22 protein-coding genes are annotated in these 25921 nt (G+C 62.1%); 13 read left to right on the top strand and 9 right to left on the bottom strand.

The genetic code is table 11. The features are described 5' to 3' along the window. The first annotated feature begins 11 nt into the window (after positions 1–11). Complete coding sequence (locus FFS49_RS29400; protein WP_060091341.1) at positions 12–1718, top strand: ATP-dependent helicase; 1707 nt, start codon at positions 12–14, stop codon at positions 1716–1718. Between the two features lie 56 nt (positions 1719–1774). Here FFS49_RS29400 and FFS49_RS29395 read toward each other — a convergent pair whose 3' ends face one another. From FFS49_RS29395 to FFS49_RS29375, 5 genes are all read right to left on the bottom strand, one after another. Beyond that, positions 1775–2278: a type II and III secretion system protein gene (locus tag FFS49_RS29395; RefSeq protein ID WP_137910123.1), complete on the bottom strand. Its 504-nt coding sequence runs from the start codon at positions 2276–2278 to the stop codon at positions 1775–1777. Positions 2279–2317: 39 nt separating this feature from the next. Further along, positions 2318–2671, bottom strand: coding sequence for a hypothetical protein (locus FFS49_RS29390; protein ID WP_060091336.1), 354 nt, complete (start codon positions 2669–2671; stop codon positions 2318–2320). Further along, the gene (locus FFS49_RS29385; RefSeq protein WP_060091334.1) at positions 2668–3075 is read right to left on the bottom strand and encodes a polymer-forming cytoskeletal protein; all 408 of its coding nucleotides are present in this window, start codon (positions 3073–3075) and stop codon (positions 2668–2670) included. Before FFS49_RS29385 ends, FFS49_RS29390 begins: the two co-directional genes overlap by 4 nt. A gap of 10 nt (positions 3076–3085) precedes the next feature. Continuing rightward, a complete protein-coding gene (locus FFS49_RS29380; protein WP_081071025.1) occupies positions 3086–3802 on the bottom strand; it encodes a hypothetical protein in 717 nt (238 codons plus the stop codon). Between the two features lie 169 nt (positions 3803–3971). Then, positions 3972–4562, bottom strand: a complete 591-nt coding sequence (locus FFS49_RS29375) for a hypothetical protein (RefSeq protein ID WP_060091332.1) — start codon at positions 4560–4562, stop codon at positions 3972–3974. A 621-nt stretch (positions 4563–5183) separates the two neighbouring features. Here FFS49_RS29375 and FFS49_RS29370 point away from each other — a divergent pair. From FFS49_RS29370 to FFS49_RS29325, 10 genes are all read left to right on the top strand, one after another. Further along, positions 5184–5450: a hypothetical protein gene (locus FFS49_RS29370; RefSeq protein ID WP_060091331.1), complete on the top strand. Its 267-nt coding sequence runs from the start codon at positions 5184–5186 to the stop codon at positions 5448–5450. Then, positions 5447–6730 carry a hypothetical protein gene (locus FFS49_RS29365; protein WP_060091328.1) on the top strand — a complete coding sequence of 428 codons (1284 nt, stop codon included), beginning with the start codon at positions 5447–5449 and terminating at the stop codon, positions 6728–6730. The genes FFS49_RS29370 and FFS49_RS29365 overlap by 4 nt, the downstream gene beginning before the upstream one ends. A 167-nt stretch (positions 6731–6897) precedes the next feature. Next, positions 6898–7383, top strand: a complete 486-nt coding sequence (locus FFS49_RS29360; protein ID WP_060091325.1) for an NADAR family protein — start codon at positions 6898–6900, stop codon at positions 7381–7383. A 74-nt stretch (positions 7384–7457) separates the two neighbouring features. Beyond that, the gene (locus FFS49_RS29355; protein ID WP_060091324.1) at positions 7458–8825 is read left to right on the top strand and encodes a DNA repair exonuclease; all 1368 of its coding nucleotides are present in this window, start codon (positions 7458–7460) and stop codon (positions 8823–8825) included. Between the two features lie 200 nt (positions 8826–9025). Further along, positions 9026–9547 (top strand): hypothetical protein, encoded by a 522-nt coding sequence (locus FFS49_RS29350; RefSeq protein ID WP_060091322.1) that lies wholly within the window; start codon positions 9026–9028, stop codon positions 9545–9547. After that, positions 9535–11856 (top strand): hypothetical protein, encoded by a 2322-nt coding sequence (locus FFS49_RS29345; RefSeq protein ID WP_060091320.1) that lies wholly within the window; start codon positions 9535–9537, stop codon positions 11854–11856. Before FFS49_RS29350 ends, FFS49_RS29345 begins: the two co-directional genes overlap by 13 nt. A gap of 80 nt (positions 11857–11936) precedes the next feature. After that, positions 11937–12119, top strand: a complete 183-nt coding sequence (locus FFS49_RS29340; RefSeq protein WP_081071018.1) for a hypothetical protein — start codon at positions 11937–11939, stop codon at positions 12117–12119. A 15-nt stretch (positions 12120–12134) separates the two neighbouring features. Continuing rightward, positions 12135–12332 (top strand): hypothetical protein, encoded by a 198-nt coding sequence (locus FFS49_RS29335; protein ID WP_081071017.1) that lies wholly within the window; start codon positions 12135–12137, stop codon positions 12330–12332. Continuing rightward, the gene (locus FFS49_RS29330; RefSeq protein WP_249362214.1) at positions 12262–12954 is read left to right on the top strand and encodes a phospholipase D family protein; all 693 of its coding nucleotides are present in this window, start codon (positions 12262–12264) and stop codon (positions 12952–12954) included. Before FFS49_RS29335 ends, FFS49_RS29330 begins: the two co-directional genes overlap by 71 nt. A 72-nt stretch (positions 12955–13026) precedes the next feature. After that, entirely contained in the window at positions 13027–14829 is a 1803-nt protein-coding gene (locus FFS49_RS29325) for a phosphoadenosine phosphosulfate reductase family protein (protein WP_060091392.1), read from the top strand. 199 nt (positions 14830–15028) lie between these two features. On the opposite strand, the gene FFS49_RS29320 is transcribed toward FFS49_RS29325, so the two are convergent. From FFS49_RS29320 to FFS49_RS42995, 4 genes are all read right to left on the bottom strand, one after another. Next, the gene (locus FFS49_RS29320) at positions 15029–15508 is read right to left on the bottom strand and encodes a hypothetical protein (RefSeq protein ID WP_060091314.1); all 480 of its coding nucleotides are present in this window, start codon (positions 15506–15508) and stop codon (positions 15029–15031) included. A 70-nt stretch (positions 15509–15578) separates the two neighbouring features. Next, positions 15579–16505: a tyrosine-type recombinase/integrase gene (locus FFS49_RS29315; RefSeq protein WP_060091312.1), complete on the bottom strand. Its 927-nt coding sequence runs from the start codon at positions 16503–16505 to the stop codon at positions 15579–15581. Positions 16506–16612: 107 nt separating this feature from the next. Continuing rightward, the gene (locus FFS49_RS29310) at positions 16613–17041 is read right to left on the bottom strand and encodes a DUF2471 family protein (RefSeq protein ID WP_226285503.1); all 429 of its coding nucleotides are present in this window, start codon (positions 17039–17041) and stop codon (positions 16613–16615) included. Positions 17042–17101: 60 nt separating this feature from the next. Then, positions 17102–17296 (bottom strand): H-NS family nucleoid-associated regulatory protein, encoded by a 195-nt coding sequence (locus FFS49_RS42995; RefSeq protein ID WP_081071016.1) that lies wholly within the window; start codon positions 17294–17296, stop codon positions 17102–17104. A 357-nt stretch (positions 17297–17653) separates the two neighbouring features. Between FFS49_RS42995 and FFS49_RS29300 the strand changes: the two genes are divergently transcribed. Both FFS49_RS29300 and FFS49_RS29295 read left to right on the top strand, forming a co-directional pair. Next, complete coding sequence (locus FFS49_RS29300) at positions 17654–25471, top strand: filamentous hemagglutinin N-terminal domain-containing protein (protein WP_249362361.1); 7818 nt, start codon at positions 17654–17656, stop codon at positions 25469–25471. 5 nt (positions 25472–25476) lie between these two features. Continuing rightward, a complete protein-coding gene (locus tag FFS49_RS29295) occupies positions 25477–25908 on the top strand; it encodes a hypothetical protein (RefSeq protein ID WP_137910122.1) in 432 nt (143 codons plus the stop codon). Positions 25909–25921: the final 13 nt, after the last annotated feature.

The raw sequence follows: 25921 nt of genomic DNA, 5'->3' as shown, positions 1-25921 counted from the left end.
CGGTGAGTGCCATGCTCGACGAGCTGAACCCCCAACAGCGCGAGGTGGCACTCCTGCGCCGCCATTGCGTCGCGATCGCGTGTCCGGGCGCGGGGAAAACCAAGACGATCGCGACCAAGGCCGCGCGCCTCCTGGAGGATCCGGCCGCAGTGGTGGGTGCGGTGACGTTCAGTAAGGACGCGGCCGTCGAACTGCGCGAGCGGATCCTGTCGATCGCCGTGCCGGACGCGAAACGGCGGCTGATCGCCGGGACGTTCCATTCACTGGCGTTCAGGCAGATCGGTCAGCCCGGCCGTGCACGCCACGATATAGCGTCCGACGGCGATCGGTTCGGCATGCTGGGTCGCGTGATCGCGGAGCTCGGCTTCGAATGGAAGGTCGAGGAAGCCGTGCCGATCATCGAGCGGATCAAGACGAACTTTGGTCGGTCTGAGCCGGGATCGTCAGAAGCGAAGCTCTATGCCGCGTATCAGGAGGCGCTCGAGCGCAACGGTAAGATCGATTTCCAGGACATGCTGCGGCTGGCCGTGGCCGGCATGGAAAGCGGCGATATCCGTCCATATCGCTTCACGGATCTGCTCGTCGACGAGTTTCAGGACACGGATCCGCTTCAGTATAGGTGGGTCGAGCTGCACGCGCGCGCCGGCGCGCACGTCACCGTGGTCGGTGATGACGACCAAAGCATCTACGGTTTCCGCTCGGCCCTGGGCGTCCGAGGCATGGAGACCTTCTCCGGGACGTTCGACGCGCAGAAGATCGTGCTCGGCAGCAATTACCGTTGCCGCTCGGAGATCTTGTCCGCGGCCGATCGGGTGATTTGCAACAACGTCGACCGAATTCCGAAGGTACTGCACGCGGACCGCGGCGCCGGCGGCGCAGTGTCGTCGCAGCGCTTCGAGGACGAATACGGAGATGCCGTTGCCGCAATCGAGGGGCTGCAGGCGCAACTGGCAGCAGGCCGCACGTGTGCGATTCTCGCGCGCACCAACCGCAACCTCGATCCAATCGAATCGGTCTGCCGGTCGCACGGCGTGCCGTACTACCGAGCATCCGGCGGTTCGGTGCTCAACCGGCCGCAAGCGGCAGTGATGTGCAATCTCCTCCAGATCGTCGAAGGTCGAAAGCAGAACGGAGTCGACGCGGTGCTCGGATACATGGGGATCAGTTCGCATGACCTGCGCGCGCTCCATCAGGACATGGGCGCCGAGTTCATTCAACGCCAGAAGCAGGAGTTGGTCGCTCTAGGTCTGGCCGAGGATACGGCAACCGCGTATCGAGCCTTCATGAAGCGTCTGGCCGAATGGCAGTCGCTCTGCGAGCGGGAATTCCACTCGCTTGCGCTCGAGGGCGTGTTCGAATGGATGATCGGCTACGCGAAAGGGGACGCGGCCGTCCGTGCGCTCCAATGCACCTACGACGTGATCAGCCGCCTGAACGGCCCGTTTACCAAGCGCATCGAGTTCCTGCAGCGGGATAACAACAAGCCCGGCGACGGTGTATTGGTGCTCACGACGATGCACGGCTCCAAAGGCCTGGAGTGGGATCACGTGTGGATCAGCCGTGCGGAAGAGGGCGTCGTTCCGGACGACAAGAGCCCGGAATCCGAGGAGCGCCGGCTTTTCTATGTGGCGATGACGCGCGCGCGGGATACGCTCGTCATCACGTCGATCCAGAAGAACGCTGTTTCGCGGTTCGTGATCGAGTCCGGGGTCGAATAAAAACGGCCGCTTGGTGCGGCCGGGCAATGATGGATCCAGGGCCGAGCACCGTGTGGTTACATCGGGTCCCCTCCCACCCTCAACGTCAAGGAGTAGTGGCCGTCCGGGAAGGAAACGGTAAGTGGGCCACTTTCGGGCAGTTCCACTGACAAGGTGGTGAGCGGTAGGCCACCAATTACAGGGGCAAAGGAAGTGCACGAGCCATTGTCCGTGGATTTGACGGTCCGCACCTCGGTGTCTTCGGCCTGAATGTCCAAGTAGATGGTGCCGCGCGATGTTCGCTGTGGCTTCAAAAGGAGCATACGGCCGACGGCCAGTTGCTTCGCCTGGTAGCTCGGGGTGTTGCCTTCAAGCGTGCACGTGGAGTAGGGGAACTGTTGCTGGGACGTCGCCATAAACGGAACGAGGCCGCCGGACGTGTTGACGAAACGATGCGTGCCGCGAACGAGGGTTTGTCCTTCCTTTACCCAGGTGATGTCGATAGCGGGGGAGGTATCGGTACCGGCGTTCGCTTGAGTTGCGGACAACATCACTGCAATTGCTAGGATTGTAGTTTTCAACTGGGTTTCCTTGGGCAGGGAAATAGCGATAAGTCGACTTTACTGGCCATCTTCGGGTGCGCTGCGTGAGTCCGGTTGCGCGAGCAGCCAGCATTCGATGACCCCGAAACCGACGGCCAGCGGGAGAGCGACGACCAAGAGATAGGTCACGAGTGCTATAGGCGCTTGCAGTAACACGATATTTGCGACGCCATCGTCGTCGTGGGCCAACCAATGAGAAAGAGCGTCGACGATGTGCTCGATCGCTCTGCTCGTGGGGTTGTCCGGCGCTCCCGTCAGTGGTGCGATGCCACTCCCAGCAAGGTTGAACGAAGCGGTCAACGAGATGATCGCGATCGTCAGCACAGCGCTGTGCTGGAGGATGTTGGAGATGCTTCTTTTGGGCTTTTTCATGTCGTCGGGAGGGCGTCAGTATTGGTTGTCTCGGTGATCTGGGAAACGGTCGCCGGCGCTTCGATGACCAGTTCGCGCGGGACGCGTTTGAGCTGACCGTTGAGCGCGGCGTGCGGCCCAAGCCGGATCGTGCCGCAGTAGTAGACGTTGCCCTTCACCACGCCGTTGATCTCGAGCATGTCGCGGGCATGTACATCGCCTTCCACCACGCCGTCGATGCGTACGATCTCGCCTTGCACCTTCCCCTTGATTATCCCGCCTTGTCCGATATGCAGGAGGCCGGCCGTCGAGACGATGCTGCCGCTCACGAGCGCGAACGTGCTCATCCCGTGATCGAGAATCAGATCGCCCTGAACGACCAGGCCGGCGGCCAGCAGCGTCACATTGATGGTTTTAGGTTTCATGGTCGCCTCGTTAGAAGAGTTGGACGTCGGCGGACTTGGATGCCGCAGGCGCTTTGGCCGCAGGCGCCGGCGTGGCGGGTTCGGCATTTTCTGCCGGAGCAGCGTGCGGCCGCGCGGTACTGCGGCGGATATGCCGGGGAGCGGCCTTCGGCGGGGCAGCCGGTGGCGGTGCCGGTTCCGTTGTTGCGGAAGCGACGGCGGGCGCAGCGGTCCGCGGCGCGCGAATCGGTGCGGCCGCGGCGTTGTCCAGGTCGCTCGGGGCGACCTGCGCTCGTGCCGATGGATTGCTGGGTGGCGGATCCTGACGGGAGGTCAACGTGCGCGGATCGACGCTCGCCAGCGTACTTGTTGGTGCGCTGGCCGAGCCAGCGAAGTCGGCCGCCGTCAGGGGATGAGCGCTGGTGAGCGCGGAAGATGCGGCCGGCACGGGGCGGGAAGCTGCCGGCGTGGCTTCGTGCGTCAGCTCGGCGTGCGATGGTGCGCGCAGAGCCCGCCACAACTTGGCGGCGCTCACACCGCCGCCGGCGGCGAGCGCCGCGGCGGCCACCGCAATGGCGATGGGCCTGACCAGCCGTTTGAGTCGGCCGAGGCGGGGCAGTGCGATCCGGCTGCGATTTCCCTCGGGGGCCGGGAGTGCCGGCATGGCTTCGACATGGCCGTTGATGTCGATCACGACCGGTTGCGCGGCGTATTTCGCGTGCAGTGCCTGAATTTCTCGGATGTCCATGGTTCTCCGCATGTGAAGGCGTCTTGGGTTGGGAACCCTTATACGAGATTGCGAGATTGCCCACGCGTGCGCGGTCGACGCGCGAGACCGGCCCGTGTATCGCACCCGGGCACGTAGTCGTCAGCGTAGTCATTCCTGCAGCGTGTCAAGTTCATCGGACGATGAACCTTCAATCGCGCAGTGTCCCGTCTGCCTGGTATCGATCGTTGTCGGGCACACACACGAGCGAGATGTGCTTGATCCGCCCTTCGGCGTTCGCGAGGATGGTGGCCCGATCCTGCGCCGTGATTTTTTCGGCGAGCACGGCTTCCATCGTCGCCACAAAGAGCTTGTCGTATTGGGTGAGGCAACGGACCAGAAGACCGGCGAGCGGCCGCGTGACCTTCAGTTCAATATGCTCGGCGGGGAAAGCAATCGTCCGGGCCTCGTGCTTTTCGACCCACACCAGCGCCTTGCGCAGCCAGTCCGAGGTTTCGCGCAGCGCGGACTCGAGTGCATGCGTTTTCCCCCCGCGCGCGACGGTGATTTTCGACGCGCAGAAGTTGTAGTCGCCGCGAATGAAATTGCGGGCGAACTGCGAGCTGTAGCGCAGCACAGTGACGGCATCGGTATCCGGGATGATTCGATCGATGCGGCTGTCGCTCGTCAGACGCTGGATCGGCTTGAGTCCCGTTGACGACGGGGACAGCGAGTCGTTCGATGGTACGAGCAGCGGCGCGTCCCGCTGCGGGTCGTGCGGTGTTTCGAGAACGGCGGACATGATGTTTTCGGGTGGTCTCTCTCATCGATGATTTTGGGTTAACCCGATTTAACAATTCGGGCAAAAGCGGGCCTCTTTTCGTGAGCTTTCCACCCTTTGCGGTCGCAAATTTCCGCAATACTGACTCTACTTCTCGCGTCAACGACGCATCGACCTAGACTTCCTAACCCGAAGTCCATCTTCTGTACAAGCCGTGCCAATGGGCATGCTCCGACCAGCGGGCAACTGGTGTGGAATCTTCTGCTGATGAGTGCCTAGCCAGCACTTCCCATCTTTCAGTCATAAAACTCGTCGCCGGCCGCATGTATTTGCGCCGCGACATCGTTCGAGTCCGGACATCGGGTGTCTCTCTCCAGACCAGAGTCTGGGTAGAACGATCGTAGTCGACTGAGCCGTGATCCTGCGGCGGAGTGGTATTTCCGAAAATGGGCTGTTGCGCGGCGTGACCATGCCGCGCGAGGACGACCTAACGTCCTCGATATGAGCCAACCGGCTCCCTGAGCGCCACGTCCCCGGAAGGGACGTGGCGCTTGGGTCATTTCCACGAATCCGAAAAGCGCGTTCCTCTTGCCGAGGGACGCGCTTTTTTTTCGTCGTTTTGTTCCTGTCCCGGAGGTTCACATGCTTCCCAACCGTCTCGACGCACGCATCGCCAACGTGATCAGCAACACGATCGCGCACGAGCGCGCAACTGCCGATACCGCGTCGCCAGCCTGGCGCGAGCGGTGCGAGGTGGCTCAGGTCGCGATGTACAGCGATTCCGACCGCCGCATCTTTCTTTCCCATATCGCCGAACGCCGCGGAGAGGCGGCCGCCAGCACGCTCGAGCAGTCAGCGAGCGCGATGCGCACTCAGGCGATTTACTTTCTTGCGAGGAAACCTTCATGAACGCTGTTGTCCCTATGCTGGGCGGCCCTGTGCGCAGCCTGGTCGAAGAGCGTGCGATGCGCCCACCGGTGATTGGGCGTATCCGGCCCGGTATCAAGGTGCTGACGTCCAAGGCCCGCACCAATCCGGAGGCGGTCAGGCTGTACGAAACGATGGTCGCCGCCGGTGACTCATTCGAGACGATCGGCAAAGCGATCGAATCGCGCTGCCAGCTGCGCAACGCACTGGCGCCGAAGAATGTCGACTACTTCACGTGTCGCCGGTCGGACTTCAACAACCCTGACGTGGCCGACGAGATTCTCAAGCTCTACGGCGAGGATCGCGGCCAGGGCGTGCGGTTGTACCGTTTCCCGGTGTTGTTCGCCTTCAACGACTGGATGCAAAACCTGCCGAACGAAATGGCCGCGTGGGGCACCACTGGCCGGAAGTTCTTCTCGCAGTATGGTCCCGACGGCATCCGGTACTGCAAGACCTACGCGAAGGTCGAGCGCGATCCACGTGCCCAGCGAGCCACGCGCCATTTCGGCGGTCGGGATGTGATCTTCCGGCAGGACGACGCGATCCCGGACGGCGTGTGCGATCCCGAGCAATGCCCGCAGTACCAGAGCCGGCAGTGCAATCTCTCCGCGCATTTCGTGTTCGCGGTGCCCGACATCAAAGGGCTCGGCTTGATCGAGCTTCCGACGAACTCGATCTACGTGCTGCAGAAGGCCTACGCCGCCATGCAGACGGTGCAGTTGGCGCGCGGCAGGCTCACGGGCACACGCTTCTGGCTCTCGAAGCGGGAATTCGATATTACGCGGATCAACGAGAACGGCGAGGCCGTGCGTCAGCCTCAGATGTTGACGGTTCTCGACGCGGATATCGACATCGGGGCGCTGCTGGACGGTGCGGATGAAGCTGCGCCGGCGATCGAGGTCGCCCAAGGTGCGGCCGCACTGCTCGGTGCAGGCGGGACGGTAATTCCCCTGCGTCCGACTGATGAAAGCGGCGAGCAGGCGTCCGGCGACACTCAGGGTCACGAGCATGATGACCTAGGCGCTGAGCCAATCGAAGAGAAGCGGCATCGCCTACAGGATCTGCTGCAGCGTCTTCGTCTGAACGCAGACGCGCGCCGCGAGCAGTTTCGTGTCTACGGACACGTCAGGTTCGGCCGCGGCTGGACCGAACGGCCCGCAGACGTCGACAAGATGATCGGACGGCTGACCGGTGCCCTCGATGCGCCGGACGTTCTCGATCGCGAGATCGGCGAAGCCGTCGAGTCGTTCAATCGCGGATAGCCGCATTCCCCATTAGCCAGCCCTTCGGGGCTGGCGGTCCTATTTCAAGCAACTGCGAGAGCATTTCAGCAAAGCCCTTTGCTCAAGTGCTTTTCGACCGCGTCATTCACGCATCGAAACCGTCCGCGCAAGCGGCCATCTCTTGACTATTCATTTCGGAGGAGTTCATGCGCCGAATAGGCGACATCACGGCGTTTTTCGGCGCCGCAGACGTGCTGAGCAATTGGCACCCGTGCCATTTCAGCTATCACGAGGTGGCTTTCACGAGCACCGAACAATTCATGATGTATGCGAAGGCGATGCTGTTCGAGGATCACGACACCGCTTCGAAGATTCTCGTCGCGTCATCGCCGCGCGAGCAGAAGCGGCTCGGACGTGCTGTTCGCGGTTTCGATAACGCCACCTGGGAACGCTGTCGCGAATCGATCATGTTCGTTGGCTGCCGGGAAAAATTCCGGCAAAACGCGGAACTCGCGGCAGTTCTGCGAGATACCGGTTCTAGCGTGTTGGTCGAGGCAAGTCCGTACGATCGGATCTGGGGTGTTGGACTCGGCGAGACCGATCCGCGCCTCGCGGACCCATCGAACTGGCAAGGCCTGAACCTGCTCGGCAAGACGCTGATGCGGGTGCGCGATGTCCTGTATCCGCAGTAATTCTCTTTCGCCGCGTGGCGGTTTCATCAATTGTCGGCTGCCGCGAGGCGGCCATTTTTACTTTGGAGGCAGCGATGAAGATCGCCCATTTTTCTGACCTGCATTACTCGCCGGAGAATCTGGACGAGGCCGACCGCTGTTTCTCGTTCGCAGTCGACGATTCGATCTCGCGCGGCGCGCGCGTGGCGGTGATCTCGGGCGACTCGACCGATCATCGCCTCGACGCCCACGCCCCGTCGCTGCATGCGCTTGCGACACAGGTGCACCGGTTGGCCGAAGCGATGCCCGTCATCATGTTGCAGGGTACGTTCTCGCATGAGCCGCCCGGCACGCTCGACAACTTTGCGTTGATGGGCGCGCGGTATCCCGTGTTCGTTGCAGATCGGATTGGTCAGGTTGCGCTGATTGGCAGGCAGTTCCGGACGTCCGACGGTCCCGTGTTTGACGACGCGGAGATGCTTGACTTCGACGGACTCTGTCCGGACGCGGTTTTCACCTGTCTGCCGACGATGAACAAAGCTGATCTCGCACTGAAGGTCGGTGCGATGTCCGCGTCGACGGAACTGCCTGACGTGCTCGGAACGTACCTTGCGGCAGCGGGCAGGAATAACGCCCGCTTGCGCGCGATCGGCGTGCCGACCATTGGTGTCTCGCACGGCACGGTGGCCGGCTGCACGACCGAACATGGGGTGACGATGGCGGGATTCGATCACGAATTCAGCCTCGGCACGCTGTTCGACGCGCAGTGCGCTGCGTTCATGCTGGGTCACATCCATAAGCACCAGATCTGGTTGCGCGAGGGGCGCGCGGTCGGATATCCCGGCTCGATTGGGCGATTCCACTATGGCGAAGAAGGCGACAAAGGTTACCTGTTATGGGATGTTCTGGCGGCAGAAGCACGTGCCGAGCTGGTGACGACGCCCTCGCGCGAGATGGTATGCGTTGCGTTCGACGGTCCGCCCGACGAGGCACAGCTTGCGGCGCTCGCAGCGGATTCGGCCGGGAAGTTCGTCCGGGTTCGCTGGCAGATCGACGAGGAGCACAAGCAGCTGGTTGACCGGAATGCCATCGAATCGATGTTTGCGTCGGCCGCCGGCTTGAAGCTCGAGCCGCGCATCCTGCCGGTGATGAGAAGCCGCGCGGAGGGGATCAGCAAGGTGGTGACGGTCGATGCGAAGGTCGCCCGCTGGTGCGAGCTCACGTCGGTCGATCCCGACCCGCTTCTAGAGCGGCTGCAGCTGCTCGAGACGGGTGACGCGGAAGCGATCGCGGCATCGGTGCTTGATCGAATTGCGCAGGTTGGCGATTCGACGGAGGTGCCGGAGATTCCCGGCGGTACGACGAACATCGTCCCGCTGGCCGCCGCCAGTATCGAAGCTACGCCGGAGCCTGAATCGAAGCCGTCGTTGTCATGGCTTAACGATGATCTGTTCGCGGCCTGAGCGCTGCCTGTCTCGACGGTCAGCACGACGCCGAACATTGAGCACAGCCGTGTTCCGATAGCCACCGTGGCTATCGAAACGAGGTTCACCCCGCGCCGTTGGCGCATCGATCGCAGCACCGCTGCATCCATTTTCTTATCTACCCTGGCGGGGAGCGATCCCTACCGGGCGCACTCCGTCCATTTCAGAGGAGTGTGTCCATGTTTGGCCTTTATCCCGCCGGCGCCCGTTGGGTCCAGCAGTTTGCCGCGTCGAACGACGCCAAGACGTTGCAGAAGTGTCTCGTCGACCACGGCGGATGCACGGCCGCGCTGTTCCATCAGCCGTTCGGCTCCGGCCGCGGCGTCACGATTGCGCAGCGTGAAAGTTTCCTCGTGCTCGTGCATTCGACCGACGTCGATGCCCCGGAAGTCGCTGTGGTGCCCGACGTCCAGATGCAGAACCTGCTTTGGTCGTTCAATTCGGGGTACGCCAGTCAGTGGTCGGCGCGCGAGCTCCAGATCCTGACCGGCTGTACTGACTGGGATGGACTGATCAAGCAGGCCTCCGCATCGTTCGCGCAGCTTTGCGACACGGCCCGGCAAGGCGTGGCAGGCACGCTTGGCACCAAGGTGATCCGACCGGAGCCGATTCTGCCGATCGACGACGAGGACATTCCGTTCCTGCCATCGGAATACCTGCATGAAATTCCGCTCTCGGAGGTCGAATCATGCGTCCGCTGAGACTGGTTCTCGAGGGGTTCTATGGGGTGCGAGACGGAATGAAGCGCGACAGCGTGGAACTCGATCTCGAATCCTTGCCGCGCGGGCTGATCGCGTTGACCGGCCCGAACGGCGCCGGGAAAACGACGATCATGGATAACCTGCATCCGTACCGGATCATGCCGTCGCGCGCATCGAAGCTGTCCGTCGATGCGTTTTCCTATTGGGATCACATCTGTGGTGTCCATGCGCGCAAGGAATTCGAGTGGGAGCACGACGGTATCCGTTATCGCTCGACCTTCGCGTTTCGCAAACCGGGTAAAGCCGGCAAGGCGGACTACTTCCTGTTCTATCGCTCGATGGATGGGGAGTGGCGCCCGGTGACGTTGCCGGACGGCACGGTTTCGGACGGTAAGGGCGAGACCTACGACCGTTGTGTCGAAGCGATCTGCGGCTCGCTGGAATCGTTTTTTACCAGCGTGTTTTCCGCACAGAACCGGCGGCCGCTCGCGTCCTACGGCGCGAGCGAGATCAAGACGCTGCTCGCCGAGTTGCTCAAGATCGACCACCTACGTGCGCTGGCCGGGAAGGCGGCCGACGTCGCCAAACTACTTACCAGGCGTCTGGATGCCGTACAGCAAGACGTCGTGGCATTTGCCGGTAAGCGCGAGCGTGTCGACCAGATGCGCAAGTCGATTGAGGCGGATGCCGTGGCGATTGCTGCCGCGCGTGCTGACCGTGAGTCGGTGCAAACCGCACTCGCCGGGCTGACACAGCAGCGGGCAACGCTCGTGGCAAAGCACGGCGAGAACGCCGGTGTCGAAGCACGACTGCGCGAACTCGGCGTACGGCGCAACGAGCTGGCCACGTCCGTGCAGGGCATCGAACGGGAGACGGCAGCGGATCGGCAACGTTTCGCGCAACGCCGCGCCGCAATCCGCACAACGATGGCGGGCCACGAAGCGGTGGTGAAGCAACGCAATGCCATTCTCGGTGCCTCTGCCGCGAGGGACGAAGCGCAAATTCGCCTCTCACAACTGGAAGCGCAGATTGGGCCATTGCAGCAGGCCATCGCCGACATGGATGCGAAGCAGCTTCGGCTGGCGACGCTTCAGTCTGCGATGACCGGTCTGGAATCGGAAGGCGCGACCAAGGCCGAGTTGCTGAAGAACCTGCAGGGGCAAGCGGCTGTCGTTGAGTCGGTGCCGTGCGCCGGGATGGAGATTCACGCGACGTGTCCGTTGCTCGCGCAAGCGCGGAATGCCGCACAACAGGCGCACGTTCAGACCGTTTCCCTGAAGGACCTCCGCACCCGCTACAAGGCGCAGAGAGACGAACGGGATGGGCTCGCGCCGGCGATCGCATTGCTGTCCGCGAAGCGCGCTGAACTTCAGCAGGTGAACGCCGGCATTACGGCGGCACGACAGGCGTTACAGCGTGCGACGGACCTGGCCGCTCGCAAGCCGTTGCTGGATGCGGCAGATGCGGGGCTCGTCACAGCGCGGGCTGAGCTTGGCGCCCTCGATATCGAAGACAGCGAAGCCCAGAAACGTCGTGAGACGGAATTGGGCCGGCTGACTGTGCTGTCGCGCGGGATCGAGACGGAAATAGCTCGTCTCGGGGCTGTAGACGTCACGCAGGCAATCGCTGATGTGGACCGGCAGATTGCAGCACGCCGCGAGGCAGGTACGGCGCTCGACGCGCGGATCGAAGCGTTGATCCGCAGTCAGGCGACACGCGAAACCGAGCTCGGTTCGCTGGAAACTGAACTCGGCGGCCTTGCGGCAACGCAGGCGCTGGCGGCGCGCCTCTCGGACGAGATCGCGCACTGGAAGCTGGTGGCGAAAGCCCTCGGCAACGACGGCGTGATTGCCTTGACGATCGACGATGCGGGTCCCGCCCTGACGAAGACGGTGAACGATCTGCTGCTTGCATGCTACGGCACGCGGTTCACGGTCGAGATCCAGACACAGCGGGCGCTTGCGAACGGCGAGCTACGTGAGGGCTTCGAAATCCTCGTGCACGACGCCGATAGCGACAGCAGCAAGTCCGTCGGAGTGATGTCCGGCGGTCAGAAGGTCTGGATCAACGAGTGTCTGACGCGCGGCATTGCGTTGTATATCGCGGGGAACGCGAGCCAGCCGTACCAGTCGCTGTTCAGCGACGAGTCGGATGGCCCACTGGATCCGCAACGCAAGGTGCAGTTCATGAGGATGAAGCGGGAGGTGTTGAAGCAGGGCGGTTATGGGCGGGAGTTCTTCATCTCGCAGACGCCCGAGCTGATCGCCGAAGCCGATGCGGTGATCGATGTAACAGCGCTGGCCCAGTAGGGCGGCGTCCATACCTTTGAACCCTGGCGGGGAATGTCCCCGCAGGGGCGTTCCTCGCCTTCTTTTTTATGAGGAACGCAATGCAGCTGAAATCGGCTCAATCGAAAGTCGCAAACGGTATCCCGGCAGCAAGTCGACCGGCGCGTCCGCGCGTAGGTCGCGAGTACGTCTACACGCTGAACGGCTCAGAGCTGCGCGACGTGTTGATCGATGGTCGCTGGGTCACGTTGTCGGTGACGGCGACCCCGTCGCAAGCGGTCTGAGCGAGGAGAGCGGCAATGCCGAATCTCATCATGCTTCTGATCGCAGCCCATGGCCCGATTCCGGCGAGCCAACCGGAGATCCAGCGGTCGATCTGGCGACCGACCATCACAGTGCAGCGCCGGATCGAGGAGGAGACGGACTTTGTCATCTGCAAGGATGGTCGAGTTCTTACCTTCCCGATCGGGCATCACAAGCGCTGCGATAACCCATAACCCCTACATCGGCGGGCTCGCTTTCGAAAGAGAGCGGGCCCTTTGCCCGTATACCCCATTTGAGGACTGTATGAAAAAGCAGATCCTGTTTGCTACCGTAGTGGCATCGTTGTTTTGTTTCGCCGCCGTTGCATGTGCGGGGCGCGCACACGCGGCTGAGATCGATGTGGCGTTTTCGCCGAACGGCGGCGCCGAGCAGCTGGCCATTCGAACGATCGACTCGGCGCAGCGCTCGATTCGCGTGATGGCGTACTCGTTCACCTCGCCGGCCATCGTTCGTGCGCTGATCGCGGCACAACGCCGCGGCGTTGTTGTCGCGGTAACAGTGGACTACCGCAACAATCTTGAAGAGGACCGCAGCGGCCGCGCTCGTGCCGCGCTGGGGAGTCTCGCCTATGCGGGCATCCCGGTGCGCGTCGTGAGCGTCTATCCGATCCAGCACTCGAAGTACGTCGTTGTCGACGGCGAGACCGTCGAGACGGGCAGCTACAACTACTCGCAGCAGGCGCGGTACAACGCGGAGAACGTCATCGTGTTGCGCGGTGATAGTCGCGTCGCCGATGCGTACCTGAAAAACTGGGAAACGGTGTCGGCGCGCGGCGAACTGTATCGCGCGCCCTGATTGTTTCGTTTTTCTGAACCCACGCGGGACCGGCTCCCGCGTGGGGCTGTTCCCGCGCTACTGGAGCAGCACATGTTTTCTGACATTCTGGTGAAGATGGAGTCGGCAATCGACGCGCTTGTCGGGTTGATTCGTCAGGGCTACACACTTTCGAACGCGATGAGCGGTGGCAAGGACTCGACCTGTACGGCGATTCTCATGCTCGAGGCGGTGCGGCGCGCTGGCGCGGAGGCGTCGCGCGAGCATTTCATGACAAGCGCTGACACGACCATCGAAAATCCCAGCATGCATTGGCACCTTCAGGTCATGCTGGACGAGATTCGGGACGCCTATGCGGATGCCGACACCCCGGTATCGGTGCACGTCGCGAAGCCATCATTGTCGTCGCAGTTTGTTGTCGCGACAATTGGGCGTGGCACGCTTCCACGCACCCCGGAAAATGGGGTGAAGAACGGGAGGCGAATCCGTGCGTGCGCCGCCGACTGGAAGGTCGACCCGCAGAACCGGCTGCGGGTCTCGCTTGAGCGGTCGGCGGCCGCCGGCGGCAGCGGCGAAGTCGTCACCGTACTCGGCAACAGGTTCGGTGAAAGCGGCAGTCGTGCGACGGCCATGGCTGCGCGTAACGAAAATGCGCTGAAGCCCGTTCGGAATGCGGACGGGTTTCTTACGTTTTCGCCGATCGCCGAGTGGTCCACCGACTGCGTATGGACGATGCTCTCGCTCTTTGCGGATGATTCTGACCGTCCCTTTCCATCGCCGGTATCCAGCGAGTCGATTCGGCGCCTGTCGGATCTGTATCGCGCAGGGAACGAGGGGACGTGCGGTGTGATTCTCGGAGAGGGCGGCGCGCGCGCCGCGTGCGGCTCCCGATTCGGGTGCGCGTTCTGTTGCGTGACCGGTGAGCGCGATCGCTCGATGGAATCGATGGTGAGGGAGGCTGCCCATCAGCATCTGGAAGGGCTGAACCGCTTTCGGAACTATCTCGTCGCGGCGCAGTGGGACCTTGCCCGCCGCGAGCTCGTCGGCCGGAAGCTGAGCGAGGCAGGGTACCTGGCAGTCAAGCCGGACGTCCTGTCGTATCTCGAACGGGTCCGGCTGCTGCAGTACCTGCTGACGCTCGACGTGCTCGAGCTCGAGCGCGCCGAGCGGCATGAGGGGGCATTGGCCTCGGGCGAGATACCGGACACGCCGGAAAACCGGGCGCTCTGCGACGTGCAGTTCGAGATGGTCACGCCGGCGCAGCTGGTGGCGATCGATTTCTATCTCTCGATGCACCACTATGCGCCGCACGCCTTTCCGGCGCTGTCGATCTGGTTCGACGTGCATCACCTGGGGCGTCGCTACCATATTCCGGTCCTCGATCCGCTGCCGAAGGTCGATATCCCGCACCACGGGTGGTTCTTCGTCGGCGAGTACGATGCAGAGGTGCCTACCGACGGGCTTCGTGATTACGCCGCGGAGCAGTGGAACCGCTATCGCCATTCGGATCGTGCAAGTCGGTACGCACACACAAAGTCCGGCGAGCAGATCGTCTATTTCGAAGAGAGCGATCAGTTCGAGGCGGACAGCGAGGCGGCTTGCGCTTTTGTGACCTGCAGCTTCGACGCTGCCTGGTATGTGAAGGCACAGCAACACACCGGGATGGAGTCGGCCCGCTTCTGGCTAAACGAGGGCATCCTGAACCTGCCGGCCGGCATGGCAGGTAGATATCAGGAGATGGCGAAGCGCGGGCAGTACTTCGCCAATCTGGCCGAAAGGTTGAACCTGACGCCGTCTGAGCTCGATCGGCATCTCATCGATCACGCGATCTCGAACACGGAACATCTCACGATGCTGAATTTTGCGCCTGTCGACCTGTTCTCGCAGGCGGCGTGACGTGAATCTTCCTGAACCAAGCCCGGCATGATGCCGGGCTTTTTTTTGCTTCGACGCGCCATATCAGGCGTATACAGCACGACCGTTACGGAGGAGCTTTCTCTGCATGGCCACGCGGACTGTGCATACGCGGCCGCACGGGACAATGCATCCTGGATGGACGCGATGCGTTGCCTTCAACGGTCGGCGGGCAGCGGCGTTACCTCTCGATAGGACGGTCGAGGACCGACGCGAGATCTGCGGCCACCGGCGCCGGTATGGCATGCGCGGTATGGATACGCGCGCGCCCTACGACAAGGTTACGCGAATCGATCGAGATTCGTTCGACATGGCGGCCCCGTGCGGCACGTTCAGGCGAACGCTCGTAGGGAAAGCCGCGGTGCACGTAATCTTCGAGATCCGGTTCGACGGCGAGGATCTGGTGTGAGCCATCGTTGGTTAGCGCTACACATAGCATCTCGAATGGAATCCCCGTGAGTTCACGATCGGCGATTCGATTGAGGATCGCGTCACGGGTTCGATGATCCTCGACCAGGACGTCTTTCGGACCGTGGTGATTGTCGATTTGCACGATCACCTGCTTGGGATTGGTGTGGAACAGGAAAAACCTATATCGGCAGGCCGCGAGATCGCCGTTCACGAGGTAGACGAGGTCAGCGTAATGCGTTTCGTAGTCCATAGCGGTGCTCCAATAACAGAAAAGCCAGCGAATGTGCTGGCTTTCTCAGGTTATCGAGGCGGCAACGAAGTCAAGGCACGTCGGCAGATAGAGGACGGGGCAGCGTCGCGCGGATGCGGATCACGGTCCGTTGGCTTGAGAGTCCCATCATCTTCATGACGTCGTCGTTGTCGCGGCCGGCGATCAGCAAGCGTCGTGCGAACGTGTTGCGTAGGGTTCGTGGGCTCATATCGGGGAGCCGAACGTCGATCGCAAGGAGTTCGTCCCGAACGATGCGCCCGAGCATCTCGTCGGTCATGGGACCGCCGGCACGCGGCGATGGGAATAGCAACGGACTGCCGGCGGCGGCCGCGCAGCTTCGCCAACGTACGAGCGCGGGTACCGCAAACGCGTCGACGTTGACGCGGCGGGCTTCGCGCGCGCCCCGTTTGGGAATCAGGATGTGTGTGCGCACCGGCGTCAGATCGAGGTCATCGGCGGCCGCCTGGCGGATCTCTTGCGCGGTAATACCCGTCGAGAGCAGTAAGCCGACGATTGCGCGGTTGCGCAACGCACGATCGTCGAGTCCATCGACCGCGATGATGGTTTCCTGCAGTCGACGATCATCGGCCTCGAGTAGGTAGATGGGCACGGGTTCGTCCTCCGGCCAGGTCTGCGTCAAGGCGTAGGCGGCCGCGGGATTGGTTTTTCGCACACCGACGTCGACCAGATGCCGGCCGAGCCGGTCGAGGAGCTTCTGGTACCGCAGGCGCGTCGTGGTCCCGGGTCTGCACCGGCGATCGAGGTCGGCGAAGAACGACTCGAGGTGGTCGGGCCCGAAGGTGGCCAGCGACCGTTTCGCGGCGATCAGATGGCGCATGAAGCGCTCGAACATGGCTTCGTGCTGAACGATCGACCGCGGCGAGAAGGCGCGACGGTCGGCGCCAGCCGCTTCGGTGCGCTGCCATTGCTGGTATGCCTGCGTCGGGGCCGACAGCCAGAGAGTCGTCTCGTCCATTTGACCTTATATACTGAATATTGGCTACCCCGAAGCATAACGCGAATCTACGATTCGCGTCCTTGGTCTTCAGAAGGGGAGGCGAGCCCATGTCGACCGCGAAGCGCTCAAGCGACTGCATCATTTGCCTCGGATGCGCGAGCGGCCATTAAACGCTCTCTGACGCAGCAGTAGACAATCGGCAGCGACGGGTCCGCGTGGTTCCAGTCGATCAACCCTCTGAGATTGATACCCGGCATGGTCTGCGCACCGATGCGCGGAAGCGTGTCGATGACTGCGCGGTCGTTGCGGCTCTGAAACGCCAGATCCGAAAAGGCCTGTTCTTCGATCTCGAGCAAAACCGACCAGCTCATTGCGTGGGCAAGACCGTCGCTCAAATAGCGATCGACGAGCGACGCCACGATGCGTCGCAGATCGTCCGCGGCTCGTTCGAGCGCGTGCTCATATTGGATTGGGTCGAAGGCGGGATCATTGCAATCGACAGCTGGGGCGAGGTTCATGGCAAACAACGGTGCGAGAAAGGAGCCGCGCGCCACTCGGAATCCACGGAGTGGGAGGCATCAAACACGTGAATGTATCCAGCGTTTCGCTGGCGTTCAAGACCGAACGCTGTCCGGCTGAATTTCAAAGAGCGAGCGGTCCTTGCCAACAATCCATGTGGGCGGGCGGCCGCGACCGCTCCACATTGCACCGGGTTCGTCGTCACGGTATTTGGCCGCCGCTTCGGTTTCGGCATACCGTAAATCTCCCGCGCGTCGTCCCCGTTGGGCGGGGAAACTGCTATGGACCACCTTACGCGAGTCAAGACGAAGTCAAGTTCCGTCAGTTTGATGCAACACAGGGCGTTGGGTCGTCAGGTTCGTAAGCATTCACGCTTTTCTGATGCCATTCCGCTTTTTGACGATTCGCGACGGCTCTTGATTGAGGTGTCGAGCGGGTCCCATCCGTCATCACATCGGCTGCGAAACGGCTGGTGCACTGTTGTTGTCGGTATGTGGAACAGTTCGAAACCTTTATGAGTTAATTTTAAGATCCAGCATTATATTTGTTAAATTCATTCAACGAAGGAACGCCATTAATATTTCGGAAAATATCAATAGAAAGCAAATAGTAATACTAGTATGCCAACTGGTTTGGCATGACAATTTTTGACCATCTTTCGTAATTGGATGTGGGAATATCGGGGCAAATTCCGAGAGAGACCTACCATGCGCCGCGTCATGCGCGATATCGAGAAACGGCACGTTCAGCGAGAAACGGCCAAACAAGCGATTATTTTCGACCACGCTCCAGCGAGTGGCGATGGACACGCGCTTTGGGTCAAGGCCACTGCGTGGGTGATGACGTGCGTGATGTATCTCAGTCCGCTGGTCTTTCTCACCGAGCAAACGGCACAGGCGGCGCCGATCGTCGATCCACGTGCTCCGATTCCATTCCAGCCGACGATCACGCAGACCAGCACGGGCGTCCCGGCTATTAATATTCCCACTGCGAATTCCAATGGCATTAGCGTTGGACAGTATCAGTCGTTCAACGTAGGACCTGAAGGTCTCGTGCTGAACAACAGCACGGTGGCGGGGACGCCGCTGCTTGGCGGCACGCTTGGCGCGAATCCGAATTTGAATGGTCGGCCGGCGACGACCATTATCAATCAGGTCACATCGACCGGGCCAGCGGCCTCATTGTATGGCCCGTTGGAGGTCTTCGGCTCGCCCGCTGCCGTTGTCGTGGCCTCACCGAATGGAGTCAGCGTCAATGGGTTGAGCGTCACGAACGTGACGAATCTGACGCTCACAACCGGCACGCCGCAGTTTCTCACGGGCGTCGGCGGCACGGCAACCGATTTTGCGCACGCAGGTGCCGTTGCGTACGACGTTCGCTCCGGCAATATTTCGATCAACGGGCCGGCAGGCAATGACGGGACGCCGGGCGCTGGGGTGGAAGGTACGGTCGGCAACCTTGATGTGGTCGGTCAAAGTGTCACGATCAACGCTCCTCTGAGAGCCAATCAGCGTGTCAACGTAGTCACCGGCAATCAACTCGTCACGCCGACTGCATCGGACGCGACCGGCATCACATACGGCACGGCCGCGAACGGCGCAACCAACACGGCCGCTGCGATCGGCAGGACCGTCGCGGTGGACGCAAGCCAATATGGATCCGTCACATCGGGGACCGTGTATATCGTGTCCACTGCGGCCGGTATGGGTGTGAACACGCAGGGCCCGCTCTCGGCGACGGCCGGCAATGTAGTCGTGAACTCGAACGGCGATATCGCAGTCGGTCAAACGTTTGCCAATCAGAACGTTAATTTGGGCAGCGCGGGCAACACGACCATCAGCGGGACCGGGCTGGCGAACCAAAATTACACGGTAAATTCGAACGGCGACATCGCGGCGCCGGGGCCCGTGTCGGCCGGGCAGAACGTGTCTATGACGGCGGGCGGCAATTTGAATGCCGCATCGGTTGCGGCGAACGGCGCGGCCAATCTCACGGCCGGCCAGTCGATGTCGATCGGCTCGCTCTCCGCGCACGATATCGCACTGCAGACCACGAACGGCGACCTGACGGTAGGGGGATTGAGTGCGCCTGGCACGGTGTCGGCCAAGGCGGGGCGTGATCTGACCGTCAACGGCGCAGTGCAGGGAGGCAGCGCAGTTGCGCTCGCGGGCGCACGTAACGCAACCATCAATGGGCAGGTCTCCAGCGTTGGGGCGACGACGATTGCCGCGCAGACCGGTTCCGCGTCCGTCAATGGCAACGTGACCAGCGGCGCAGCGCTGAGCGTCACCGCCGGCGGCAACACGAACGTGCAAGGCACGGCCGCATCGATCGGAGACATGACGCTGGTAGCGAATGGGGGCTCGCTGACGACGACAGGCAATGTGGCGTCGCTCGGCGCGCTGACCGCAACGGGCCAGCAGGGGGTGAATCTTGGCGGCACCGTGTACAGCGGTGGCAACGCGTCCATCGGCTCGGGTGCCGGCAGCGTCACTGTCGCCGGGGCGGTATCGACTCCCGGCGCGGTGAACATCAAGGCCGGCCAGGATGTTACTGTCGCCGGTACGGTTCAGAGCGGCCAGACCGCGACTATCGCCGCTACGCGCGACGCAAACCTGAACGGCGGCCTTTCGGTCAACAACGCAGGCGATGCGAACGTGACGGCGGGGCGGGACATCAACGGCACCGGTGCGATCAGCGTCGCGAATGACACGACGCTCAAAGCCGGCAACAACGTCAGCGTCTCGGGCCCGATCCAGACCGGTAACAATCTGAGCGTAACGGCGGGCCAGAACCTGTCGGTCGCCGCGACAACCGCGGTCGGCAATAGCACGCTGAATGCAACGAACGGCAGCGCGACGCTGACTGATAACGCGCTGTCGGGCGGCACGACGATGATCACGGCCGGCACCGACGTCAGCACGCAGGGCAGTGTCGAAAGCCTAGGCGACCTGACAGTCAGCGCGAAATCCGGCAATCTGACCGCGAGCGGCCCGATATCGACCGCCGGCAACGCTAACCTGAACGCCGGCCAGAACCTGAGCTTGAGCGGCTCGACCACCGTCTCGAAGAATGCGAGCCTCACGGCGGCCAACATCACGACGCAAAACGTTGCCATCGGCGGCAATCTGACTGCCGCTGCCACCAACAATCTCGACACGTCAGCGGGGCAGCTTAACCAGCCGTTCAGTGCGACCGCACCCGCTTTGTCGGTGGGCGGCAACGCGACGCTGTCCGGCGCGAACGTGACAACCGCGAATGCCGTAGTGGGCGGCACGACGCAGATCACCGGCACGCAAAGCCTGACGACGGGCGGCACGGCAGCGTTCAAGGGCGACGCGACGCTTTCTGGTGGCACGGTATCGAACGTCGGTACGCAGATGGCGGCCGGTAACCTCAATGTGTCGGGTACGAGCGTGTCGAACTCGGGTAGCCTGTCGTCGTTGCAGACCGCGACCATCAGTGCGACCGACATCTCGAACCGCGGCACCGTGTATGGGCCGACTGTGAACGTGACGGCCGGCAACAGCGTCACGAATGCCGGCGCGTTGATGGCGACGAACGCGCTGAATCTGACGACCACGACGCTGAGCAACCGTGGCGGGACGATTTTCGCGGGCGACGTCCAGAACCCGAGCGCGGCGACAGGCGATGTGAACGTCACGGTGAATGGCGGTGCCGGCGCGTTCGACGGTACGTCGGGAAGTGTCCTTGCCCACCGCAATGTCATTTTCACCGCGCCTAATCTGCCTTTCGATCCGCTGGCCGCGACGAGCGGCACGATGCTGGCCGGACAAACGCTGACGCTCAATCCGCTGTCACTGACGAACACCGGTACATGGAATCTCGGTACGGCCAACGTCGCGGGCCAAACGCTGGTCGTCAATTCGTCCAATATCAGCAACACCGGCTCGATCACGAGCGCAGGCGACATCGCGCTGAACGGCGTCACGAGCAACAGCGGCTCGATCACTGGCCGCAACGTTTCGACGTCGGGCAGCTTCACGAATCAAAAGGGCGCGACGCTGCATGCGAACGTCGACGCCCAGCTCGACGGCGCAACGATCAACCAGGGCACCGTCGAAGCGGCGAACGACCTGCACCTCACGGGCGCGAGCTACGACAATTCGAATGCCACGACCCAGGCCGGCCATGACGTAACGGCGAACCTGAGCGGAACGCTGACCAATGTCGTCGGCAAGTTCACCGCCGGCAACGACATGACGATCCAGGCCGCGAGCGTCAACAATAATGCCGTATCGCCGAACGCGGGCAGTGCCGGCAACAGCACGACGACGATCGTCTCGGATCCGGCGATGCTGAACGCGATCTTGCTTGGCAGCGAAACGGTCTTTACGGTGCGCGACTACGGCGGCAGCGGTGGCGTTCAGACTGTCGAAAGCTGGCCGGGCGCGCAGGGCCCGTTGTCCGACCTGAATCCGGACTATACGACCGGCACGATCACCCTGCTGCCGGCAAAAGATTTCCAGAGCGACCCGCAGGGCGCGTACTCGTACTATCCGGATTCCGGAAACATCTACGTCGTCGACAACACGGCAGCCCACCAGGGTTCGGGCCTGCAGCAAGGCACACCGATCGTGCTGAACCTGCCGACCATTTCGTTGACGGTAACGGGTTCGCAGGCGGTCACGAACCCGAGCCTGATGGCAGCCGGTCATGACCTGAGCATTACCGCGAATAGCCTGGCGAACGAGAGCAGCACGATCACGGCCGGCCACAACATTAACCTGAACGTGCAGTCGCTCGACAACGGACCGGCGCCGTCGACCACGCTCGGCAAGTCGGTCGAGCAGGTGAACCAGCAGGAACTGAACACGTTGATCGCGCAACTGAAAAAGCTGGGCGCGATCACGATCCCAGGATCCGGCTTGCTGTACCACACGTCCGACGGCATGGCGCTGGCGCCGGACAACACCTTTACGGTGAACAGCTCGGTCGTTGCGCCGAGCAAGGTCAGCACCGTCACGCAAGCGCCACCTTCGCCGGGGACGATTGCCGCGGGCAACAACGTGACGGTGTCGGGCGGCAACCTGACTAACGGCGGAACCATCGCGGGGCAGGTCGACGTGACCATCAACGCGGCGAGTTTCACGAACCAGGGACGCAGTACGTCGACCCTCGTGACGAACGCAGGCTGTGCCGCCGGGGTGTCGGATGCCGACTGCAATCACGGCTTCTCGACCTTCAACCCGAATCCGTACACGAGCCAGGTCTACACGCCGGGCACGCCGAGCTACGCGACGGTGTCGGCGGGGCGCGATCTTGTAATCGCGAGCAATACCACGAGCAACAATCTCGGCCAACTGGTCGGCGGTCAGGACGTGACGATCGGCGGGGCCGGGACGACGACGGGCAACGCCACGCAATCGTCGAGCGTAACGAATACGTCCGGCACGATCCAGTCCGGCCGCGATCTGACGATCGTCACGAACGCGCTGACGAACACGATCGCCGATCCCGTCAAGGCGCATGAGAACTATGGTGCGCAGTCGACGTATGGTTGCTCGATGACCGGCGCGACACCGGACTGCGAGGCGATGGTCGACAACCAGTCGGGCCCGCCGTCGATCATCAACGCTGGGCGCAATCTGGGCGTCACGGCCGGTTCGATGCTGAACGCCGGCAGCGTCGTGACTGCTGGACAGGCCGCGACGATCAATCTGTCGTCGGCCAATGCACTGACGAACCAGGACCAGGTCCTCAATGCGTACTGGCATTCGCATTCGAATGAGGTGATCAATGGCTCGTACGTCTGGCACGACAACTACGGCTGTACGGACCTCGCGAGCTGTCAGCAGATCTGGGGCAGTGCGTGGACCGGTACGAATGAGCCGCTGAGCCCGCCGTCGCCGATCGGGACGATCTACGGGCTGATCCAAGCGCCGACGCTCACGGTGCAGTCGCAAGGCAACATCGTCAACAGCGGCAACATCATCGGCAACACGATCGCGATGTCGGGCCTGCATCTGGTGAACGGCTACACGGGCAACGTGTATACGCCGCCGGGTGTTGCGCCGACGCAGGTCGTGTCGCTCGCCCCGCTCGGTGTGCCTGCCGTGGCAACAACGGCGCAGGGTGTCGCGGGGCAGGCAGCGACCGCGGCCGCGCAGGCGTCGAACGTGGGCGGTCAGGTTTCGGGTCCGGTCCAGAGCGGCATTCAAACCGCGAACGTCGGCAAGCCGGGTTCACCCAGCGGCGTATCGGTTCAAACCATTGCGGGGGCGTCGTCGTCGGTTGCATACCTGATCAACAACCCGGCAGCGCAAGTAGTCGGCGGGATCGGGCCGTCGTATTTGATTAGCCAGCTGCCGAGCAACCTGCAGCCGGGCAGCGTGCCGTTCTACTACAACCCGTTCGACGAAAACCAGGCCCTGCAGACGGCAGCGCTCCAGCGTCTGGGCAAGGCGAGTTTTATCGACGGGCTCACGTACGACAACAAGTATCAGACGACCGTCGTCGACCAGGAAAAGTACGCGCTATACACGAACGCGATCGACTATGCGAAGGCGCATGACCTGAAGGTCGGCGTGGCATTGTCGGCGGAGCAGCTGGCATCGCTCGACAAGCCGATGCTTTGGTACGTCGAGCAGGCCGTGCCGCAGCCGGGATGTACGGCCACGGGCGGCGCCGTGTGCCCGACCGTCGAAGCGCTGATGCCGCAGGTGTATCTGCCGCAAGGCTATAACGCGGTCAATCCGGATGGGGTGATCAGCGGCCACGACGTGACGCTGGCGTTCCATGACGCGAGCCGTCCGGACGACATCACGAATACGGGATCGATCACGGCGACCGGCACGCTGTCGACGCCGGGAGCGCGCATCACGAACCTCGAGCGTTCGGTCGACATCGGTTCGTACTACGCGCAAGCCGGTGACGACGGCTACACGCGCACGACCGGCACCGTCCTGCAGCAGGGCGGTTTCATGAGCGCGGCGAACTTCGCGAACAACGCCGCGATGATCAACAACATCGGCGGCCAGATTCAGAAGCTGGGAGCCGATGGTGCGATCGACCAGGCGGGCACCGCAGCAGAGCTCGCGCAGCTCAAGTCACAGCTCGGCGGCAACTTCCAACAGAGCACGGTCAACGACCACCTGAATAGCGAGTACCAGTCGGACGGCCACAACGGCGGCGTCGCGGCGGTGTTCCAGGCAGCGATGGCGGTCGCGTTCTCGTACGTGCTCGGCCCGGTCGGCGGAGCGTTCGCGACGTCGATCATGCAGCAGGAGATCGCAAACGGGGGCGTGAGCCTCGGCGCGCTGGCGAAGGCGGTAGGCACGGCCTACCTGACGCAGTTTGCCGACTCGGCGCTGAACCTGAACGGGTTCAACAACCTCGGCAACGGGGCGGTCGCGGCGGACACGAGCGTGACGCTGACAAACCTTGGCAATACGGCGGCGACGATTGCCGGACGTGCCGTGGTGAATGGCGCGATCACGACGGCGATCAATGGCGGTAGCTATGGAACCGCCATGCTGACGAGCGCAGTCAATGACGTCGCGGCGGTCGCCAACAATGCGATCGGACTGTCCTCCACGAATTCCGACTCGCTCCTCGCGAAGGACACGCTCGGCTTTGTGCTGGCGCACGCCGTGGTTGGCTGTGCCTCGGGTGCCGCGCTGGGCCAAGGGTGCGGCGGCGGAGCCATCGGTGCGGCTACGAGCGCGGTGCTCGGATCGATTCTGGTCGACCAGGCCGGTGGCGTGCAGAATCTGCGCCCTGATCAAATCGCTGCGATTGTCACTGCCACGACATTGCTGGGCGGACTCGCAGCGAATGCTGCTGGGCAGAACGGCGTAGCCGGCGCCAACGCTGCAACAAGCGAGGCGATCAACAATGCGACGAATCCGGAAGATATTGCCCATGGCAAGGACCTGATCCCCCTTGAGGGTGGCTTGGGTAATGGTGTCGGTGGCCTCAGCGGCGGCAGTGCTGGCGGATCGATGACGACGGGCGAGGCTGCGGCAGCATTCGAGAAAGGGGTTGTCGAGTCCGTCGAGGGCACTTTCGCGAGAATCGAAAACCTCGGGCAAGCAATCAGCGACAAAATCACCAGTGTCTGGAATAGCCGTCCGTTTGCTCGAGGTGTAACCATTGAACAGAATTTGGGACAAAACCTTCCGCCGAATATGCCGGTGATCGATAGATTCGAGAACGGTATTGCTACAAGTATCAAGAGTCTGGATGTGAACGCAACGTCATATCAGAACACTTCAACCCTGACGCGGACGGTAAATGGCTACATCGATAAGGTCGCGGCGTACAATGGAACAAGCCAGCAGGGTTGGGCGCGAGTGACGATCGATCCGGCTCAAATCACCGGCAGGAGCTTGGATCTCGTCGTGCCTAACGCTGGTTCCGCTGCTCAGCAGCAGGTTATTAATCAAGCGATTCAGTACGGTGCGTCGAAAGGCGTAACCGTTAATGTAATCGTTCACCCGTGACAACCATGAAACGAGCAACAGCCATTCTCAGAAAAGGGAAGATATTGATCGACGGGTATTCCAAGACTACGTCGGGCGTATGGATTGGTGTAGGTCCTGTCTTTGTTGTTGACGAGAACGATGTCGAGAAGCTGACCGCTAGTTTGAAGGAAGCGCTGGCCAACTCCAAAGATGGGGTTCGCCATCCGGCACAAAATGAATGGAAGGATATTCAAAAGCCGATGTTGGAAGCTGCTGGCGTAAAAAGCTGGAAAACGCTAGCGAAAGGAGCGAAAGCGGTAGGCATAAATTGTGAAGGCTCGCGTGTCAGGATGGAGCCGTCGTCGAATTATGAGAACGGCGGTGGCACAGGCCTGCCAGAGCAGACGGTTGAATGTGATCTCGACAGTCCTGATCTCGGCGTGGCGTTGATGAATGCCTTCCGGGCGTGTAGCTAATGAACTTTTGAAC

It is taken from the genome of Burkholderia sp. 4NA327C6, from assembly GCF_005502655.1.
Classification (GTDB): domain Bacteria; phylum Pseudomonadota; class Gammaproteobacteria; order Burkholderiales; family Burkholderiaceae; genus Burkholderia; species Burkholderia contaminans.
Note: the sequence above shows the minus strand (reverse complement) of the source record. Positions and strands in the feature narration are given on the sequence as shown.